The 16,664-nt window shown below is 64.1% G+C and carries 20 protein-coding genes; 7 read left to right on the top strand and 13 right to left on the bottom strand.

What is annotated here, in order from left to right:
* The first annotated feature begins 2 nt into the window (after positions 1-2).
* From SynA15127_RS10865 to SynA15127_RS10845, 5 genes are all read left to right on the top strand, one after another.
* On the top strand, positions 3-1,058 hold the full coding sequence (locus SynA15127_RS10865; RefSeq protein ID WP_186484112.1) for an EpsG family protein: 1,056 nt from the start codon (positions 3-5) through the stop codon (positions 1,056-1,058).
* Between the two features lie 26 nt (positions 1,059-1,084).
* Positions 1,085-2,389, top strand: a complete 1,305-nt coding sequence (locus SynA15127_RS10860; RefSeq protein ID WP_255475482.1) for a glycosyltransferase — start codon at positions 1,085-1,087, stop codon at positions 2,387-2,389.
* Positions 2,390-2,488: 99 nt separating this feature from the next.
* Complete coding sequence (locus SynA15127_RS10855) at positions 2,489-2,851, top strand: asparagine synthase C-terminal domain-containing protein (RefSeq protein ID WP_186484110.1); 363 nt, start codon at positions 2,489-2,491, stop codon at positions 2,849-2,851.
* A 235-nt stretch (positions 2,852-3,086) separates the two neighbouring features.
* Positions 3,087-6,623: a glycosyltransferase gene (locus SynA15127_RS10850; protein ID WP_186484109.1), complete on the top strand. Its 3,537-nt coding sequence runs from the start codon at positions 3,087-3,089 to the stop codon at positions 6,621-6,623.
* Positions 6,620-7,693 carry a hypothetical protein gene (locus tag SynA15127_RS10845; protein ID WP_186484108.1) on the top strand — a complete coding sequence of 358 codons (1,074 nt, stop codon included), beginning with the start codon at positions 6,620-6,622 and terminating at the stop codon, positions 7,691-7,693. Before SynA15127_RS10850 ends, SynA15127_RS10845 begins: the two co-directional genes overlap by 4 nt.
* 14 nt (positions 7,694-7,707) lie before the next feature.
* On the opposite strand, the gene SynA15127_RS10840 is transcribed toward SynA15127_RS10845, so the two are convergent.
* On the bottom strand, positions 7,708-8,145 hold the full coding sequence (locus tag SynA15127_RS10840) for a hypothetical protein (RefSeq protein WP_186484107.1): 438 nt from the start codon (positions 8,143-8,145) through the stop codon (positions 7,708-7,710).
* Positions 8,146-8,195: 50 nt separating this feature from the next.
* Positions 8,196-8,534 carry a P-II family nitrogen regulator gene (locus SynA15127_RS10835; protein WP_043692739.1) on the bottom strand — a complete coding sequence of 113 codons (339 nt, stop codon included), beginning with the start codon at positions 8,532-8,534 and terminating at the stop codon, positions 8,196-8,198.
* Positions 8,535-8,654: 120 nt separating this feature from the next.
* On the opposite strand from SynA15127_RS10835, the gene queF reads away from it, so the two are divergent.
* On the top strand, positions 8,655-9,062 hold the full coding sequence (gene queF / locus SynA15127_RS10830) for a preQ(1) synthase (RefSeq protein WP_043692737.1): 408 nt from the start codon (positions 8,655-8,657) through the stop codon (positions 9,060-9,062).
* On the opposite strand, the gene SynA15127_RS10825 is transcribed toward queF, so the two are convergent.
* The 8 genes from SynA15127_RS10825 to SynA15127_RS10790 form a co-directional block, all read right to left on the bottom strand.
* Complete coding sequence (locus SynA15127_RS10825; RefSeq protein WP_186484106.1) at positions 9,050-9,445, bottom strand: HEPN domain-containing protein; 396 nt, start codon at positions 9,443-9,445, stop codon at positions 9,050-9,052. The genes queF and SynA15127_RS10825 overlap by 13 nt on opposite strands.
* The gene (locus SynA15127_RS10820; protein WP_186484105.1) at positions 9,442-9,804 is read right to left on the bottom strand and encodes a nucleotidyltransferase domain-containing protein; all 363 of its coding nucleotides are present in this window, start codon (positions 9,802-9,804) and stop codon (positions 9,442-9,444) included. The genes SynA15127_RS10825 and SynA15127_RS10820 overlap by 4 nt, the downstream gene beginning before the upstream one ends.
* On the bottom strand, positions 9,801-10,184 hold the full coding sequence (locus SynA15127_RS10815; protein WP_186484104.1) for a HEPN domain-containing protein: 384 nt from the start codon (positions 10,182-10,184) through the stop codon (positions 9,801-9,803). Before SynA15127_RS10815 ends, SynA15127_RS10820 begins: the two co-directional genes overlap by 4 nt.
* Positions 10,171-10,581: a nucleotidyltransferase family protein gene (locus tag SynA15127_RS10810; protein ID WP_255475481.1), complete on the bottom strand. Its 411-nt coding sequence runs from the start codon at positions 10,579-10,581 to the stop codon at positions 10,171-10,173. Before SynA15127_RS10810 ends, SynA15127_RS10815 begins: the two co-directional genes overlap by 14 nt.
* Positions 10,582-10,601: 20 nt before the next feature.
* Complete coding sequence (locus tag SynA15127_RS10805; protein WP_186484102.1) at positions 10,602-11,879, bottom strand: cytochrome c biogenesis protein ResB; 1,278 nt, start codon at positions 11,877-11,879, stop codon at positions 10,602-10,604.
* A gap of 13 nt (positions 11,880-11,892) precedes the next feature.
* Positions 11,893-12,606 carry a cytochrome c biogenesis CcdA family protein gene (locus SynA15127_RS10800; protein WP_186485705.1) on the bottom strand — a complete coding sequence of 238 codons (714 nt, stop codon included), beginning with the start codon at positions 12,604-12,606 and terminating at the stop codon, positions 11,893-11,895.
* Between the two features lie 28 nt (positions 12,607-12,634).
* On the bottom strand, positions 12,635-13,858 hold the full coding sequence (locus tag SynA15127_RS10795) for an FtsW/RodA/SpoVE family cell cycle protein (RefSeq protein ID WP_186484101.1): 1,224 nt from the start codon (positions 13,856-13,858) through the stop codon (positions 12,635-12,637).
* An 88-nt stretch (positions 13,859-13,946) separates the two neighbouring features.
* Positions 13,947-14,147 (bottom strand): hypothetical protein, encoded by a 201-nt coding sequence (locus SynA15127_RS10790; RefSeq protein WP_043692727.1) that lies wholly within the window; start codon positions 14,145-14,147, stop codon positions 13,947-13,949.
* A 98-nt stretch (positions 14,148-14,245) separates the two neighbouring features.
* On the opposite strand from SynA15127_RS10790, the gene SynA15127_RS10785 reads away from it, so the two are divergent.
* Positions 14,246-15,064 (top strand): TlyA family RNA methyltransferase, encoded by an 819-nt coding sequence (locus tag SynA15127_RS10785; RefSeq protein WP_186484100.1) that lies wholly within the window; start codon positions 14,246-14,248, stop codon positions 15,062-15,064.
* A gap of 69 nt (positions 15,065-15,133) precedes the next feature.
* On the opposite strand, the gene SynA15127_RS10780 is transcribed toward SynA15127_RS10785, so the two are convergent.
* From SynA15127_RS10780 to SynA15127_RS10770, 3 genes are read right to left on the bottom strand one after another with little or no spacing between them, the layout of a single operon-like run.
* Complete coding sequence (locus tag SynA15127_RS10780; RefSeq protein ID WP_007098856.1) at positions 15,134-15,334, bottom strand: phycobilisome linker polypeptide; 201 nt, start codon at positions 15,332-15,334, stop codon at positions 15,134-15,136.
* A 5-nt stretch (positions 15,335-15,339) separates the two neighbouring features.
* The gene (apcB, locus tag SynA15127_RS10775) at positions 15,340-15,828 is read right to left on the bottom strand and encodes an allophycocyanin subunit beta (protein ID WP_038546575.1); all 489 of its coding nucleotides are present in this window, start codon (positions 15,826-15,828) and stop codon (positions 15,340-15,342) included.
* A 42-nt stretch (positions 15,829-15,870) separates the two neighbouring features.
* Complete coding sequence (locus tag SynA15127_RS10770; RefSeq protein ID WP_186484099.1) at positions 15,871-16,356, bottom strand: allophycocyanin; 486 nt, start codon at positions 16,354-16,356, stop codon at positions 15,871-15,873.
* Positions 16,357-16,664 lie beyond the last annotated feature (308 nt).

Genomic DNA, 16,664 nt, shown 5'->3' with positions numbered 1-16,664 from the left:
TTATGCTTCCCTACCTTCTCTACTGGGGCATCCTCGCCAGCGCTGGCCTCGGCAATGCCCGCCGTATTGCTGGCCTCACCCTGCTGGCACTTGGCGCTTCCCTCACCCTGCTGATCGGCCTGCGACTGGAGGTGGGGGCCGATTGGTTCAACTATCTTTTCTACATCGAGCGCTCGATCGGCCTGCCCTTTGCTGAGGTCTTCCTTGAATCAGAGCCCGGCTGGGGCCTGCTCAATTGGATCGGTGCCAACTGGGGCGGCAGCTTGTTTCTTGTTAATACGCTCAGCGGCCTGGTGTTCTCGATCGGCCTGCTGCTCTTCTGTCGCGCCCAGCCACGCCCCTGGTTGGCCCTTTGCCTAGCTTTTCCTTATCTGATCGTCGTGGTGGCGATGGGGTATTCGCGCCAGGGGGTGGCCATCGCTGTAGAGATGCTTGCTCTGCTTGCACTGCAGAACAACAAGTTGTTGCAGTTTTTGGCTTGGATTGCGCTGGCCGCCACCTTTCACCGCACCGTGCTGGTGCTCCTTGTGTTGCCTGCTTCCACCCTGTCTGGATCCCTGCGCTTTTCGCAGCTGATCCGCTTTGGCCTGCTCGCTGGTGCGGCCTATGGGCTTTATTCGGCTGTGATCGCTCCCAACCTCGACTACTACGTGCAGGGCTATCTGGAAGCGGAATACCAATCCCAAGGTGCCCTGATCCGTGTCGCCCTATGCCTATTGCCGGCCGTGGCGTTTTTGTTGAACCGCCGCGGTTTCCAGCTTATCCCTGATGTGCAGCGCATCTGGACCCTGCTCAGCCTGATGGCTGTGGCCGCTGCCATTGGCCTTTTCACGGTGGCCTCCTCCACCGCTGTGGATCGCCTCGTCCTTTACCTCATTCCCTTGCAGCTGTTCGTGGGAAGCCGCGTGCCCGATACCCGCCTGTTTGGCATCTCCCCTGGCACGTGGAACCACCTGCTGATCTTTTTCTCCCTGGCGGTGCTACTGGTCTGGCTGTTTTTTGCGGCTCATGCCTCTGCCTGGCTCCCCTACCGAAACCTGTTATTCGACTTCTTGTAACCCCTCTGCTGCCAGATTTTTCTCCTATGCCAGTCTTCGGCCCCCAATGTTCTCGCCCCCTGTTGGTGGTAGCTAACAGCAGCTGGTATTTGGCCCACTACCGTCATTTGCTGCTTCAGCGCCTGCAGCAGGACGGCCAGCACGTAGTGGCCATCTCGCCGGTGGATTCCTCTACGCCTGAACTCTCCAGGCTGCTGATCCACATCCCCTGGCGCATTCACCGCAGCACCGATGCCAATCCCTTCTTCTTCGGCATCTCCTTTCTGCGGATGCTGTTCCTGGTGCGGGCGATCAAGCCGCGGCTGGTGCACTCCCACACCCTCAAGGCCAACCTGCTGGCTGCAGTCGTCACAGCCATTTTCGGGATTCCCTGCGTGCTCTCCTTTGCAGGCATGGGACGTTTGTCCAAGGCCAGGGGGCCCTCACGGCTGGCCTTTGTATTCGTTCTGCGCAGCATTGCCTTCTTTTCCGTGCGCCAACGGCGCTCCCGCTGGCGCTGGGGCACGGCTCCCGATCGCACTGCCTTTATTTTCCAGAACCCCATCGATCGATCGCTCTTTGAGGCAGCGCTCCCCCATCTGTCCACCAGCCGCAATTATCTGATCCCCGGCTCAGGTGTCCCAGGTGCTTACCTCGCTCCAACCGCTGGTGCCCACAACTCGGTGAACGACCTGCCCAATCATTGGTGGAGTCAACCTCTAGGCCCGCGACACTGCACTGTTCCCACCTGTGAGTTGCTGTTTTGCGGCCGCTTGCTGCGCTCCAAGGGGATCGTCACCTTTCTGGAGGTCGCAGACCTGCTGGCCGCTCAGCATTTCACCGTTTTTGGCGGTATCGATCCCTCAAGCCGCGACTCCCTGCTCAGCGCCGAACTCCCCGACCTGCAACGCCAGCATCCCAACGTGGTGTTTTCAGGCAGTCAACGCGACCCGCTGCTGCACCTGAAGGTCCCCTACCCCGTGCTGGTGGTGCCCTCCAACTACGGGGAAGGAATGCCAAGGTCAGTGGCTGAAGCCCTGGTCCTTGGCATTCCGGTGATCAGCTCCCGCGCCGCCACCTGTGGCATCTTCGATGCCAGCACGGTGTACATCGCGGAAGACGATGACCCCGGTGACTACCTGCACTGCTTTGATCAGCTGCTGGCCGACCATGCCGCCGGTCAGCTCCTCACCCGCCTGCAGGCCGGTCGCCATCTCGTTCACCACCGCTTCTCAGAAGAAGCGGTGGTGGCGCAGACCCTGGCGGTCTACGAGTCGCTGCATAGCGAGCGGATCAAGTCCTACCTGCTCAACAAAGACGATGCCCGCTTGCAGCACTGGCTTGCGCAGTAGGCAGCCTTCTATCTGCGCTGCTCTCAACATCGCTGGGGCTTGGGCAAATTGTTCCAGGGTTGCTCGCTGCCTGAGGCCCCATCGGCCGCTGAGCAGTTGATGCTTGCTGATACCAACGCCTATCTGCCCAACGACATCCTGGTGAGGGTGGACCGGGCGGCGATGGCGTCCAGCCTGGAAACCCGCGCTCCTTTTCTTGATCATCGTGTGGCCTCCCTGGCTTGGCAGTTGCCTTTAAACTTGAAATTGCGATACGGCGTTGGCAAGTGGGCATTGCGTCAGCTGCTCGATCGCCATGTGCCCCGTTCCTTAATTGATCGCCCTAAAGCAGGCTTTGCGTTGCCCATTGCCCCTTGGCTGCGTGGTCCCTTGCGGCCTTGGGCGGAAGACCTGCTCGATCCGGCGTTGATTCGCCGCCAGGGGTGGTTGCAGCCTCAATGCGTATGGCGCCTTTGGCAGTGACCTCGAACTGATCCTGGTGGATGCTGCAGCCAGCGGGGGGCAAGTTGAGCGTCTGCAGCAATAGCCGCTGGCCGATCTTCCCTTCAGTTGTGATGCCCTGGTGCTCACCCCTGCTGAACTGGAGTAACGCTTGAACGACGGCTTTCGTACGGCCAGAGAGCTCAGGCGCGACCTGCGCTGGCTGCTGTGATTGAGATCCCAAGTCGCAGGCCTTCGCTGATCGAGAATTACTGGCATGGACCAGTACTGGGTAACTAAAGTTCAATGGCTTGTTGAGCTGGATCGCCAACAGGCCTTCGCACAGCTTGCTGATGCCTTGAACAGGCTGCCGCAATCCTGCCCTCAAGAGCACAGCGCAGCCATCGCCCATTGGCGCGGCAAGGTTGCCCTGATTGCTGGCAGAACGGCCGAGGCTGTTCCGCAGCTGGCCTTGGCGGCGTCCCTTGCGAGCGAAAGAGCTGCCTATCAGTACTTGCTTGGAGCTGCCCTGGTACGCCAGCAGCAGTGGCTAGATGCTTGTAGCGCCCTGAAAAGGGCTTTGGCTCTTCAGCCGGGCCTGCAGCCTGCCCTCCTTGAGCTGGCGACAGTGCTGATCGCGATCGGTGAGCCTGAACATGCCATCAAAGTGCTGCAACCGCTGCACACCAGTATCAATCCCGTAGTCATCGCCAAGCGGGCGTTGGGGCAGGTCAGGGTTGCTGAGCCTGCAGATGAGGCTGCTCAAATTGCAGCGCTTGCTCTTGAGGATTCTCCTCGCCTTCCCGAATCGCTGTTGCGGGAGTGGCTCCAGATCACCGGTGGTCTGCTGCTGGCTAAGAAGTTCTCTGAGGCGCGTTGCTGGTTGCAGGCCCTCGCCACCGTCACCCCCGATCCGGCGGCCCTGGCCAATCCGATTCCCCGCCGCATCGCCTGGATTGCTCTGGCGGCATTGGAGTTGATCGAGCCATCGCCCCAGCCCATCAATCCGTGCTTGCCTGAGCTGCAAAACCTGCTCTGGCAGCAGGCGTCCCTCACCGAGCGCAGCCTCTGGAGCAGCTGGCTGGAACCGTTCCTCGAGCAGCTCGCCTCCCATCTTGAGCGCCAGCCCCATCCCGATCAACACCGTTGCCGTCAGCTGTTAACGGCGATCCTTTCCGCCCTGCCGTCCTTGCTGCCGGCTCAACAGCGTCAGACCTCCTTGATGAAGAAGTTGAAGCAGTGTCGGGATAGCGATAGCCCCCGGCCATCTGTTGTTTGTGACGCTGGCAGCGACCGTACGGCGAGGGCGCGCCTGCAGGAAGCCAGCGATGCTCTGCTCAACCATCTGCCGCTGCTGGTGGTCCACCCCGCTGCGGAGCTGCTGAGCGAAGCCATGCAGCGGCGATGTCAGGGGCTTGATCAGCTCTGGTGTGACGTTCAACTGCTGATCGCTATCAGAGATCCTCTGCCATGGCATCAGCGACCTAGACGCCGCTGGCTTCTGCTGGCGAGCGACGACCTGCCCCAGTGTTTCCTTTACCGGGTCGATCAGAAACGCCAGCAGCTGGAAGCCCTGGGCTGTGAGGTCCGGGTTGTTTTGCAGGACGCCTTGGCGGACCAGTCCTGGAGCGAAGCACTGCTCTGGGCCGATGCCCTGATCGTCTGCCGCCTCCCCGCCACCGCATCAGTTCTCGGGGCCATGGCTGCAGCGAGTCACGCCGGCATCCCAAGTTGGTATGACCTCGACGATCTCGTCGTTGATCCAGACCATGGCATCCCTCCCCTGGCAAGCTATGGCGGCACGATCACACCGTTGCAGCACCGCCTGTTGCAACTGGATGTGCCTCTCTTCGCCGCCGCAATGCGTGCCTGCGATGGGGCGATCGTCAGCACGGGCTCGCTGGCTGATCGCTGGCGGCAGTTGAACCCCGGCCAGCCGGTGCTGCAGCTTGCCAACCTGATTCCTCCAGATCTCCAGGCCGCCCAGCGCTTGCCCCGCCGCAGCCCCCGCTCCCCTCGCCTGGTGGTGGCCAGCGGCACCAGCGCCCACAAACAGATCTGGATTGAGGTGCTCGCCCCAGCTCTGGCGAAGCTTCTTTGTCGTCACCCGCAGCTGCAGCTGGACCTGCTTGGCGAGCTGCAGCTGCCGCTGGTGCTGCTTCCCTTTGCTGAGCGCATCCGCTGCCATCCTTTCAGCGACTACGCCACCTATGTGCAGCGGCTGGGGGTAGCGGACATTGGCCTGGCGGCCCTGGAGCCCGGCCTGCACACCGATGCCAAGAGCGCCATCCGCTGGATGGAGTTCAGCCTCTGTGGTCTGGCCAGTGTGCTCAGCCCCACTGCCACCTTCACCGAGCTGCTGGAGGACGGCGTCCATGCCCGCTTCGCGAGGGGAACAGAGCAGTGGCTGGAGGCGGTGGAGCAGCTGTTGGCTGACCCGGCTGCCCGCCGTGCCTTGGCCAAGCGTGCTCAGCAGCATGCCCAAGAGCTGTTCGGCCCTCATCAGTCCGAAGCCTTCTGGCGGCCTTTGATTGAGCCTGCTGAAGCTGCCCAACCCGCACAACACCGCAAAAAACTGTTGGTGCTCAATGTCTTCTTTGCGCCACAGTCAATCGGTGGTGCCACCCGGGTGGCACAGGACCAGGTGCAGGCCCTGTCCGAGCACCTGGGCGATCAGTGGGAGATCACCGTGCTCTGCACGGAAGACGAACCCTGGCAGTTGCCAGCTCCCCCCCATGATCCGGAAGCCTGGCTGAAGCCAGGACTGATTCCGCTGCAGATCCACAGCTGGAACGGCGTGCGCGTGGTGCGTCTGGCTTTGCCGGAACGCCCTTGGAGCGAACATCACGACCCACGCGTCGAGCAGCTCTGCCGCTGGTGGTTCGCCCAGGAGGAGTTTGATCTGATCCATGCCCATGCCATTCAGGTGCTGGGGGGCGGCCCCCTGCGCGTCGCTGCGGAGCTGGGCATTCCCTATGCCGTCACCCTGCACGACGGCTGGTGGCTCTCCCCCCGCCAGTTTCTGCTCACCCCCCTGGGCCGGCCGGTGGATCTAAGCGATCCGATCGGTCACCACGATGTTCCCGATCGCATCTCCCCGGAGCAGCTGGAGCGTGAACGCCAGCGCCGCCAGGAGCTTGAGCAGCTGCTGCAGGGGGCGGCAGCGCGGATCGCCGTGTCGGACTCCTTCGCGGAGCTGCACCGTCAGGCCGGCATCGAAGCGGTCACGGTGATGGAGAACCGCTGGCAGCCGATGCCTCCCGTCAGCCCCCGCCAGCGCCGTCCCGCTGATCAACCGCTGCGCTGCTGCTACGTGGGAGGCCTTTGCTTGCACAAGGGTTATCACGTCTTGCAGTCGGCGCTGCTGCAGGCTCAACCTGCGGCACCCGGCCTTGAGCTCACCGTGCTCGACGGCAGCCTGGAGAACGATCAGGGCTACTGCTTGCAGTGGGGCTCAACGCCGGTGGAGGTGCGGCCAGGCCTGCCGATGCCGGCGATGGCGGACTTTTACAGCCAGCACGATGTGCTGATCGCCCCCTCGATCTGGCCGGAGAGCTATGGCCTGGTGTCGCGAGAAGCCCTTTCTGCGGGCCTCTGGGTGGTGGCCAGCGACGCCGGCGCCATGGCCGAACCGATCCGGCACGGCCAGAACGGCCATCGGGTTGCAGCTGGAAACGCCCAAGCTCTGGCGGCTGTGCTGGAGCAGTTGGCGGCCGATCACCCCACGCCCCAGCCCCTGATCGCCTTCAGCGGCGAGCGGCCACCGCTGCATCAGGAACTCGATCAGCTGTACAGGAGTCTGCTGAAGGCATGAGCGACGCCCTGCGTCAGGACTCGGAGCTGGCGGCCGCCTCCTGGTTGCGGGATCCGCTGGATGCAGACCATCAGGACGAGCTGGTGGCCTGGCACGCCCGTTTTGCCGAAACCGCCCACCAGCGCCAGCCCCTCAGCGCCCTCTATGAACAGTTGCAGGGTCTTTACCCAACGGATCTGCTGCCTCCACCGCAGCTGCTGGAGTTCCATGACCTGCTCTGGCTGAAGGGCAGCGGTGGTCTTTTCGATGGCCACAGCGGCCGCGTGGTCCAGGCCAGCTGCGTCAGCCGCTTCCTGCGTCAGCGCCAGTTGCCGTTTCTTCGCCGGCACCGCATCGAACTCAGCCAGCCCCTGGGCCGTTTTCCCCGCCTGGAGCAGGTGGTCTGGTTGCCCACGGCAGGTGCCTCACTCTTCGGGGAGTTGTTCACTGAGGTGCTCGGGTTCCTTTGGCCGTTTCTGCTGGATCTCCCCGAGTCGCTGCTGGGGTGGCCGGTGCTGCTGCCGGGTTGTGATCCGCAGGACGTCTACAGCTCTGTGCTGCATCAGCTGCTGCGGGAGCACCACACCTTTCCTCTGCTGGAGCAACACCTGCCGGAGGCCCTGCACCTTGAGCGGGTGCTGATCCCAGAGCCCGGCTTCCGGCTGCATGCCGCTTGCACACCGGTGTTTCTGCAGGCTGCTGCGGCCCTGGCTGATCGCCTGTCTCAGGGCGCTGTCGCTGAACCGATCGAACGCTTGTACCTGGCCCACAGCGACGACGACCCGTTGGCGCCTGCCTTGGCCGAAAACGGCTGGGCGGTGCTTGAGCTGTTGGCTGAGCCGTTGCCGGTGCAGGTGGCGGCCATCCGAGCCGCTCAGACGATCGCCGGCTTCGGGGGAGAAACGCTCCATGCCCTGGCCTGGCTGGGAGCGCTTCAGCCGGATCAAGGGCCGCAGCTGCTGTTGCTGGGGACACGCCCGTCGCTGGACCTGCTGCTGCAGTTCCGCGCCCAGGGGCTCAACGGTTGGTACCTGCCCTGCGCGGATGATGCGGGCGTGGAGGTGATCGACGAGCTCAAGGCCTGCCTTTGACAGCGTGAGAGGCGTCAGCCGTAGAAGCGTTTGCCGTCGGCCCGCTTGTGCTGATGCCGCCGTGCTTCGCGGCGGGTGTATTCGCTCACCGTGGGATTGGCCACGCTGGGGTCCACGTGGGCCACTTGTTCCCAGAGTTCTCTGGGTGCCCAGCGCACCGTGTGCTCGATGCGGTCATGTTTGATCACGTGGCACCAACGGCTGGTGCCGCACTCCGGGCAGAACAGTTCCTCCAGCCATTCGTTGCTGAGCACCAGCACCGGATAGGCGTTGATGATCAGTTGCGCCTTTTTGGCTGAAATGCCGCGCTGCTCCAGCTGCTCCGGCTGCAGCAGGTGCAGGTAGTACTTCTTGCCGTTGCCCTGGATGCGTTGCTCGGGGTGGGCCGGACAGAACAGCTCCCTTTTCTTGGGGCGGCGGTTGCGGCGTGCGGCCGGTTGCGTCACAGTCATCTGAGCAAACCCAGTTTCAGAAACTTATTCGATGAAACGGAGGGTTCCGATCAGAGGGCCGAGCTGTCGCGATCTCCGGTGCGGATGCGCACCACCGACTCCACGGGGCTGATGAAGATCTTGCCGTCGCCGATCTCGCCGGTGCGGGCCGCATCCGCAATGGCGCTGACCACGTCTTCGACGCGGTTGTCTTCCACCACCACCTCGATCTTCAGCTTCTGCAGGAATTCCACGGTGAATTCCGAACCGCGGTAACGCTCCACTTGGCCCTTCTGCCGCCCGAAGCCGCGCACTTCGCTCACAGTCATGCCGATGATGCCGGCTTCGACCAGGGCGACTTTCACGTCTTCCAACTTGAAGGGTCGGATCACCGCTTCGACTTTTTTCACGATCCTGATTCGTGGCCTTCGACCAGCATGACGCTGGTGGCCCCAGGAGGTGTGCTGAGCTTTACAGAACAGCGCTGAAGCTGGCCTTTTAGGGTCTGATCAACGCAGCAGCGCTTTTCCTTGACCGCCACCGATCAACAGACCCTCACTCCGCTCTACGGCGAGCGGGCGATCGCGGAGGCGGAGCTGATCTGCTTTGACAATCCCAGGCCCGGCCGCCCCTATGAGGTGTCGATCGAACTGCCGGAGTTCACCTGCAAGTGCCCCTTCTCCGGCTATCCCGATTTCGCTGTGCTGCGCCTGATTTATCAGCCCGGCCCGCGGGTGGTGGAGCTCAAAGCGATCAAGCTGTACGTGAACAGCTACCGCGATCAGTCGATCTCCCATGAGGAGGTGACCAACCGCATCCTCGATGACCTGGTGGCGGCGACGGACCCGGTGTGGATGCAGCTGGAGGCGGATTTCAACCCCCGCGGCAATGTCCACACCGTGGTGCGAGTGAGCCACGGCAGCCGTCAGCCCTGCTGAGCGAGGGCTTGCACGATGGTGATCACATCTGTTGCCGTCGTTAAGGCCTGATCGGCATCCTCCTGATCGAACAGCTCTGAGGCGGGTGTCGCATCCATCGGATAGCAAGACTGAACCGCCATGCGGCTGAGCTGCCTCAGGGCCAGGCGTTCCAGGTTTTGGGTGTTGACCCCAGCGTCTTGAAGCTGCAAAACAAGCGTGTTCAGCACGTGGGTGAAGGGCGGTTCCAGCCCCAGCTCCAGAAGGGCGCTTTTCAAGGCTTTTTCTGCGGCCTGGGAGGCGTGGAAGCAGGCGGCTGCCTGAAAGCCGTTGTCTCGGGCGAGCTGAGCCAGGGCCAGGTCTTGCTGAGCTTGATACATCCAGGCATTCGGGCGCGCATTCATAAGCCGTGCCCTAGCAGTGGTTGGGCGTCTTGGGCGACGCGGCGCCAGATCAACGATGGACTGTTGGGCAGCTCAGACCAGGCCTGGCGCGTCAGGCTGATCACGTCCGCAGCGAGGCCGCTCTCCATCACGCTGTTGGCCCAGTCGTCGGCCCCTGCTTGGGTTGCTGCCACCACAAGCAGGTCGGTGTCAGAGAGGCCGTCCCAGTCGCCTCGGGCTCTGGAGCCGAACAGGTAGATCTGATCGGGACGCTGACGATCCCGGTGTTCATCCGCTTGAACCACAGCCTCAAGTCCCTGACGCAGCTGGGCCAGCCACCGTTGATGCCTCAGCTGACGCAGTTGCCCAAGGCTGTTCATCGGTCTTGGCCTTCGACGCATTCTGCGGCGTCTTGAAAGACCTTGACCAGCTCGTTGAGGCTGCTCAGGATCAACTCTCGTCGAGCCGGCAGGGGGAACTCTCCATCGCGGTAGCGGGCCTCCACGGCGAAGGGTTGCAAGGCCAGCAGGGTCTCGGACAGATCAACCTCAGCGAGGGCCGCCAGTTCGACCAAGTCATGACTGCGGGGAGGTTCCTGGTTGGCCAGAACAATCCAGCATTTGAGCAGCTTTTCCAAGGCCTGCTGGGCCGTGAAGCCCCAGTCCTCTGCTGGAAATTCCTCATCCAGTCCGAAGCGCAGGCTGCGGAGGTGCCGCTCCACGATGCGCAACAGCAGCAAAGCGTCTTCACTCGGCGGCATAGATCACCACCCCATGGCGTCTGACGTCTTTCATCACGTGCCATCGAGACTCTGAGAAGCGAGCGGCATCGCCTTGGCCTTGAAGCACCAGATCGACTCCGCAGCCGATAGCCCCAAGGGCCTTGCGATACCGGCTCCAGAGTTCGCCGCGACGATCGGCCCCTAAATGCTCCTCCCGACAGATCACCGCCAGATCCAAATCGGAGCTGGCAGTGGCTTCCCCCCTGGCCCGTGATCCGAACACCACCATCGCTCTGATTCCGTCACAGGAGCTCAGTTGATCCAGGCCAGCCCTGAGCGCGTCGATCTGCACCCCCGGCCCCAGATCCCCAGGCAGATGTAAGGCCTGGGGATGCTCCCAGGGCATCGGCGTCGAGCTGGTCAGCGACGTGGCCATGGGGCAGGCAATGAACCCCCTCATTCTGGGGCGGTGTCTCCAGCGAGGGCCAGCAGCCCCGGCAGCTCCTGAGCAAACGCCGCCAGGTTGCGGTTGCAAAGGCCGCCCACATGCAGCTGGCCGTCTGCGGCGATGGCCCACAGCTGACGGGTGGCCACCAGGCTGAGGCCGCCTCCCAGCAGCGTCACCGCAAAGCCCAGATACACCAGCGGCACGCCGGGATCACGCTTGAGCAGCAGCCCGCTGGCCGGCAGCACCGAGGCCACCCGCAACGGCAGCCCGCGCACCTCCTCCGCCGGGCCGCCGGGCCGCAGCAGCGCGATCCGCTCGCCGTCCTCTCCGAACACCTGCACCGGCCCCTGCTCGCTCTCCAGGCTCAGCAGCACAGGCGCGGTGCCATCGGGACGCGTGGGCAGCACGATGCCCCACACCTGATCCCCCAGCTGCGGAAAGGTCTGCAGCGGCAGCTGCAGCACCGGGCTACCTCCGATCTGGAGGTTGATCGCCGCCAGCGACCAGTCCGCTTGATAGATGGTGATGCCGCGGTGCCGCAGCGGGTGGTTGACGCTGATCTCCCGTTCCAGTCGTTCGCTGGGACCCTCCAGCAGCAGATCGGATCGGAACTGCTCGGGCCGTCCGGCCGCATCCCGCTCCACCTCGAAGTTCTGCAGGGTGATGGTGAGCTGGTTGTCACCATTGCGGGCCAGCAGATCCAGGGAGCGCTCCGGCGCCAGGAAGCGCTCCAGTCGGTTGCCGGCCAGGGCACCCCAGACGGCCCCCAGCATCAGCAGCACCATGCCGGTGTGCACCAGCAGCGGGCCCACCCGGCCAGCCACTCCCTTGCGGGCCGCCAGGCGTTGATCCCCTGGCTGCAACTGCCAGCCCCGCGCCTTCAGCACCACACGCAACCGTTCGAGGGCAGCAGCTGGGTCCGGGCAGGCCCGGCTCTCGGCGATCGCCAGTTTGCTCAGCTGCCGCGGCGTTCGGTAATCGATCCAGCGGCGGGCCGCCTGCAGCGCCGGCCATTGCCGCCGCCAGCTGCAGAGGATCAGAGCCAGCCCCAGCCAGGCCAAGAGCGCCAGGAACCAGCCGCTGGAATACACGTGATCCAGCTGCAGCTGCAGCACCTGTTCGCCGTTCAGCAGGCCCAGCCACGGCGATTCGCCGTAGGCCTCCAGATAACTGGCGGGTGGGTCCCCTTGGGGAATGCCTGTGCCCACGGCGCTGGCCAGGGCGATCAGCAGCAGCAGCACGATCGCCACCCGCAGATCTGAGAGCCAGGCGGCCAGAAGTCTCATCGGAGCCTCTGCATCAGCTCCAGCGCGCCAGCAGCGTCACCAGGCCGGTGGCCAGCAGCACCACGCCACTCACTGGTGGCACCCAGCGGCCGATCGGGCGCAGCGCCAGCAGTTTGGGCACGCTGGCGGCAAAGGTTCCGGCCAGTAGCAGCGGCAGAACCTGCCCGAATCCGAAGCTGCTCAGCAGCACGATGCCCACCAATGGCCGGCCGCTCTGGGCGATCCAGCCCAGCAGCACCGCCAGCACCGGCGTGGTGCAGGGGGATGCCGCCAGCCCGAAGGCCAGGCCGGCGGCCACTGGCGCTAATGGGGCAGGGACCTTTTGGCGCCAGCTGTCGGGATCGGGGCCGGCGGGCAGGGGGATCTTCAGCACCCCCAGCAGGTTGAGGCCCATCACCACCGCCAGCACCGCCACCAGGGTGGGCACCAGCGCCGGCACCTGGCCGTAGATGCGGCCCAGCAGGCCGCTGAGGCTGCCCAGCAGCACCAAGGCGCCGACGATGCCGCCGCAGAAGGCCAGGCTGCGCCGCAAGGGGGTCTGTCCGTCTTCGAAGCCCGCCAGGTAGGCCAGGGTCACCGGCAACAAAGACAGGGAACAGGGCCCCAGGCTGGTGAGCGCGCCGCCGGCGAACACCAGGGCCAGGGTGAGTGGACCGGGCTGCGCCAGGGCACTGCTCAGCAACTGCTCGCTGCGTTGGGCCAGATCTGAGAGCAGCAGCAGGTCCAGGGGGGGCCGTGTTGTTGGGAGAGTCAGCCTATCGAGGAGCACCGCTGGCCCGGCCGCCGATCAGGCCGGTGGATTCCAGCGAGCAGCGGATCAGCAGCCCCAGGATCACCAGGCTCGACATCAGCGAGTTGCCGCCGTAACTGATCAGCGGCAGGGGCAGGCCGGTGGTGGGCATGGCACCGGAAGCGACGGCGATGTTCAGGATCGACTGGCCGACGAGGATCGTGCAGCAGCCGATCGCCACCAGCCGCGCCTGGTTGCTGCGGCAGCGCAGCGCCACCCGCAGCCCCAGCCAGGCCATCAGCATTAGGAACAGCAGCAGCATCAGCGATCCCACGAAGCCGAATTCCTCTGCGAACACGGCGTAGATGAAGTCCGTGCTCTGGATCGGCAGGTACTGCAGCTTCTGGGTCGAGAGGCCGTAGCCCTGACCCATCAGACCACCGGAGCCGATCGCCAGCAGGCTCTGCACCAGCTGATAGCCATCCCCCATCGGGTCTTTCCAGGGGTCGAGGAACGACACCACCCGCAGCCGCTGGTATTCGTTGATCAGGATGCTGGCGGTGCCGAGTGCGCCGCCGGCGATGGCCGTCCCCAGCAGACTGCGCCAGCGCAGACCGGCCGCCAGAGCCACCATCCAGAGGGTGAGGCCCATCAGGGCGGCGGTGGACAGGTTCGGCTGTTTGAGAATGAGCAGCAGCAGCGCGCCGAAGCTCGACAGCCAGAGCAGCTTCTGATCCAGGCCGATCCGTTTCCAGGGGGCGAACAGATTGGCGGCCTGCAGCACCACGAAGGGCTTCACCAGCTCCGAGGGCTGAATCTGCAGCGGACCGAGCACCAGCCAGCGGCTGGCACCGTTCACGGTGGTGCCCATCACCAGCGTGGCGGCGATCAGCACGCAGCCGATCCAGAGGGCGGGGCCGGACCATTTCAGGCACCGGCGCAGGTTGGTGGTGAGGGCGAGGCTCAGCAGACTCCAGCTGGCGATCAGCCAGACCGCCTGCCGCTTCACATAGAAGGCGCCATCCCCCATCTCCCGCAGCGCCACCCACCAGCTGGCGGAACCGAGAATCACCAGTCCGGCCAGGCTCCAGCAGGCGGCCAGACCGATCAGTAGACGTGCTTCCGCCGGCCATAACTCCCATGGCAGCGGCATCAGGCGTTCGAATAGCCCCGGACGCTGTCGCACCCGATCACGGGCGGAACGTCGGCGTGAAACGGTGGCCGTGACCAAGGGCTCCTGCTGAATCATCGCTGCCCTATTGAGCCGCGTGAATGTCGCTTTGCCAAGCCATTGAGTGAAGAGAATGAACCGCCTTCTGCCCTTGGTGGAGCAGCTCTCAGGCAGCTCTGAGACGTTCGTGTTCCACTTCCCAGTGCACATACTGGCCCCAGGCTTGCTGGCGCACCCAGCAGCGTCCACCTCGGCATTGAATCAACTGGAACGGTGGCAGGTCGGCGGGTTGGTTCTCCAGGGTCACGAAGGTGCCCGGCCGCAGCAGCGGCACCACCTTGGCTGAAGTTGGAAGGTGGTCGGACACGTCCTGTCGGGCGAGTTGAGCAAGATCCTCCCGGCAGAAACGGATCCGCCGGCCGGATCCCCGGTTTTCTTCGGGATCGGCTCTGCTTGTATGACGGAATGGCGTCAAAACAGCGGCTTGATCTGCAGCTCCTGACGCGCGGTCTGGCGGCCTCGCGTCAGCAGGCGCAGCAGCTGATCCGCGCCGGCAAGGTGCGCGATGGAGCTGGTCAGCTGCTCGACAAGCCTGGTGTGGAGGTCTCAGGCGACCTGGAGCTGCAGGTGGAGCAGCCGCCCCGGTTCGTCTCCCGCGGCGGCGAAAAACTGCTGGCCGGGCTGAAGGCTTTCCCGATCGTGGTGAACGGGCGCGTGTGCCTGGACGGCGGCATCTCCACCGGCGGCTTCACCGATTGCCTGCTGCAGCACGGGGCCAGCCGGGTCTACGGCGTTGATGTGGGCTATGGCCAGACCGCCTGGAGCTTGCGCACTGATCCCCGGGTGGTGCTGCGGGAGCGCACCAACCTGCGCCATCTGGAGCCGCCGCAGCTCTATGGCGAGACCGATCCCTGGCCTTCCTTGGCGGTGACCGATGTGTCGTTCATTTCGCTGCGGTTGATTCTTCCGGCTCTGCGGCGGTTGCTGAGGCCCGAAGCTGAGCGGACACCGGAGGCACTGGTGCTCGTGAAACCTCAGTTCGAGGTGGGCAAGGAGCGTGTGGGCAAGGGCGGGGTGGTGCGCGACCCGGCTGCCCACCGCGATGCGATTGAGCTGGTGATGACGGCAGCCACAGAGCTGGGCTGGAACCCCCAAGGGATCGTTGCCTCGCCGCTCACCGGCCCGGCCGGCAACCACGAGTACGTGCTCTGGCTGGCGGAAGCGGAGGCTCCGCCGTTGCCGGATCTTGATGCGCTCGTTGAGAGCACGCTCGCCAAGCGCTGACGATGGCCTTGGTGCCAACAAAAAAGCCCGACCACAGGGGCCGGGCTTTTGAGGTGATCGTTGTGGTGATCAGTTGCCGACGTTGACCTGCCGGCCGCCGGTGCAGAGCTCGACCTTGATGATGCGGCCTCCCTGCTTCTGAATGCGCTGTTGCTCAGCAAACCAGCTGTCGTAAGGCACCCACTTGGTGAAGAAGGTGTTCTGCAATTCGCGCTGCGTCCGCACCTTTTCAGGGCTGGGGATGCAGGCGGTGACTTTGAACAACCGCATGGGCCTCAGTTGCCGAGGCCGGAGCAGATGTAGTCGAAATACACACCCATTTCCTTGCCGGCGTCAGGACCGACCAGGCCAGCGGTGACTTCCTTCATGGCCTGGATGGCCTGAACGGTGGCGCCGATGGGCACACCCAGGGAGTTGTAGGTCTCCTTGAGGCCGTTCAGCACACGTTCGTCGAGGATCGAGGTGTCGCCGGCGAGCATCGCGTAGGTGGAATACCGCAGGTAGTAATCCAGATCGCGGATGCAGGCGGCGTAGCGGCGGGTGGTGTACATGTTGCCGCCCGGACGGGTGATGTCCGAGTACAGCAGAGCCTTGGCCACGGCGTCGCGGATGATCGCGGAGGCGTTGGCACTGATGGTGGCGGCGGCGCGCACGCGCAGTTCACCACTGGAGAAATAGGACTCGAGATTGCTCATCGAAGCCGTGTCCAGGTACAGGCCCTGGACGTCGGACTTGTTGATGACGTTGGTGATGGCGTCTTGCATGGATCCGTTTGAGGAGCGGGAAGTCGGGAGAAGGGCTTGCGATCAGGACAGAGCGCCCACCACGTAATCGAAGTAGGTGCCGGCTTCCTCGGCGTCGGCGCCGGTCAGCAGACCCATGGCGGCGGTCTTCATCTCACGCACGGCTTCGGCCATGGCTTCGAGCGGCGTGCCCAGGGAGCGGTAGAGCTCCTTGGCGCCGATCACTCCGATCTCTTCGATCGGGGTCACGTCGCCGGAAACGATGCCGTAGGTCACCAGGCGCAGGTAGTAATCCATGTCGCGCAGGCAGGTGGCGGTCATCTCTTCGCCATAGGCGTTGCCGCCGGGAGAGATGACGTCAGGGCGCTTCTGGAACAGCTGGCCGCCGGCCTGCTTCACGATGCGCTCACGGCTCTCGCTCAGAACCTGGGCGACGCGAAGACGACGTTGTCCGCCGGTCACGAAGGCCTTGATCTGGTCGAGTTCGCCAGGGCTGAGATAGCGGGCTTCGGCGTCCGCGTTGATGATCGAGTTGGAGACGATGCTCATGCAGTTCTGCCTCGAAACAAGCGGCCGCCCGTAGGAGGCCGGTATCCGGTGAATAAGGGGTGATCCCGAAGGATCGCGTCACAGACTAAAGGCTGAGACTGGGGAGCGAAACGTCAAGAGCGAGAGTTGTTCACAACGGTCAACACTGACTGTCGTGAGCTCGTTCCGTCGGAGTCGGCTGAGGCATTCTGCGCTGCCAACGCCCCGGTATTTTTGCTCGAGTAACAGTTCTTCACGGCGGCTTCGGCGTGAACAGATCCATTGCAGCAGCAGCAGTCTTGCTGGGCGCTTGCGGCCGGATCCGCGGC

Source organism: Synechococcus sp. A15-127, from assembly GCF_014280215.1.
Taxonomy (GTDB): Bacteria; Cyanobacteriota; Cyanobacteriia; order PCC-6307; family Cyanobiaceae; genus Parasynechococcus.
This window is presented reverse-complemented; position numbering and strand designations above follow the sequence as displayed.

Excerpts from the sequence above, each read along its gene's own strand:
- SynA15127_RS10780 (WP_007098856.1), bottom strand. The coding sequence starts at position 15,334 with ATGCGGTTGTTCAAAGTCACCGCCTGCATCCCCAGCCCTGAAAAGGTG.
- SynA15127_RS10845 (WP_186484108.1), top strand. The coding sequence starts at position 6,620 with ATGAGCGACGCCCTGCGTCAGGACTCGGAGCTGGCGGCCGCCTCCTGG.
- SynA15127_RS10795 (WP_186484101.1), bottom strand. The coding sequence starts at position 13,858 with ATGATTCAGCAGGAGCCCTTGGTCACGGCCACCGTTTCACGCCGACGT.
- SynA15127_RS10810 (WP_255475481.1), bottom strand. The coding sequence starts at position 10,581 with ATGGCCACGTCGCTGACCAGCTCGACGCCGATGCCCTGGGAGCATCCC.
- SynA15127_RS10805 (WP_186484102.1), bottom strand. The coding sequence starts at position 11,879 with ATGAGACTTCTGGCCGCCTGGCTCTCAGATCTGCGGGTGGCGATCGTG.
- SynA15127_RS10815 (WP_186484104.1), bottom strand. The coding sequence starts at position 10,184 with ATGCCGCCGAGTGAAGACGCTTTGCTGCTGTTGCGCATCGTGGAGCGG.
- SynA15127_RS10820 (WP_186484105.1), bottom strand. The coding sequence starts at position 9,804 with ATGAACAGCCTTGGGCAACTGCGTCAGCTGAGGCATCAACGGTGGCTG.
- SynA15127_RS10840 (WP_186484107.1), bottom strand. The coding sequence starts at position 8,145 with ATGACTGTGACGCAACCGGCCGCACGCCGCAACCGCCGCCCCAAGAAA.
- SynA15127_RS10785 (WP_186484100.1), top strand. The coding sequence starts at position 14,246 with ATGGCGTCAAAACAGCGGCTTGATCTGCAGCTCCTGACGCGCGGTCTG.
- SynA15127_RS10855 (WP_186484110.1), top strand. The coding sequence starts at position 2,489 with ATGCTTGCTGATACCAACGCCTATCTGCCCAACGACATCCTGGTGAGG.
- SynA15127_RS10770 (WP_186484099.1), bottom strand. The coding sequence starts at position 16,356 with ATGAGCATCGTCTCCAACTCGATCATCAACGCGGACGCCGAAGCCCGC.
- SynA15127_RS10825 (WP_186484106.1), bottom strand. The coding sequence starts at position 9,445 with ATGAATGCGCGCCCGAATGCCTGGATGTATCAAGCTCAGCAAGACCTG.
- SynA15127_RS10860 (WP_255475482.1), top strand. The coding sequence starts at position 1,085 with ATGCCAGTCTTCGGCCCCCAATGTTCTCGCCCCCTGTTGGTGGTAGCT.
- SynA15127_RS10850 (WP_186484109.1), top strand. The coding sequence starts at position 3,087 with ATGGACCAGTACTGGGTAACTAAAGTTCAATGGCTTGTTGAGCTGGAT.
- apcB (WP_038546575.1), bottom strand. The coding sequence starts at position 15,828 with ATGCAAGACGCCATCACCAACGTCATCAACAAGTCCGACGTCCAGGGC.
- SynA15127_RS10865 (WP_186484112.1), top strand. The coding sequence starts at position 3 with ATGCTTCCCTACCTTCTCTACTGGGGCATCCTCGCCAGCGCTGGCCTC.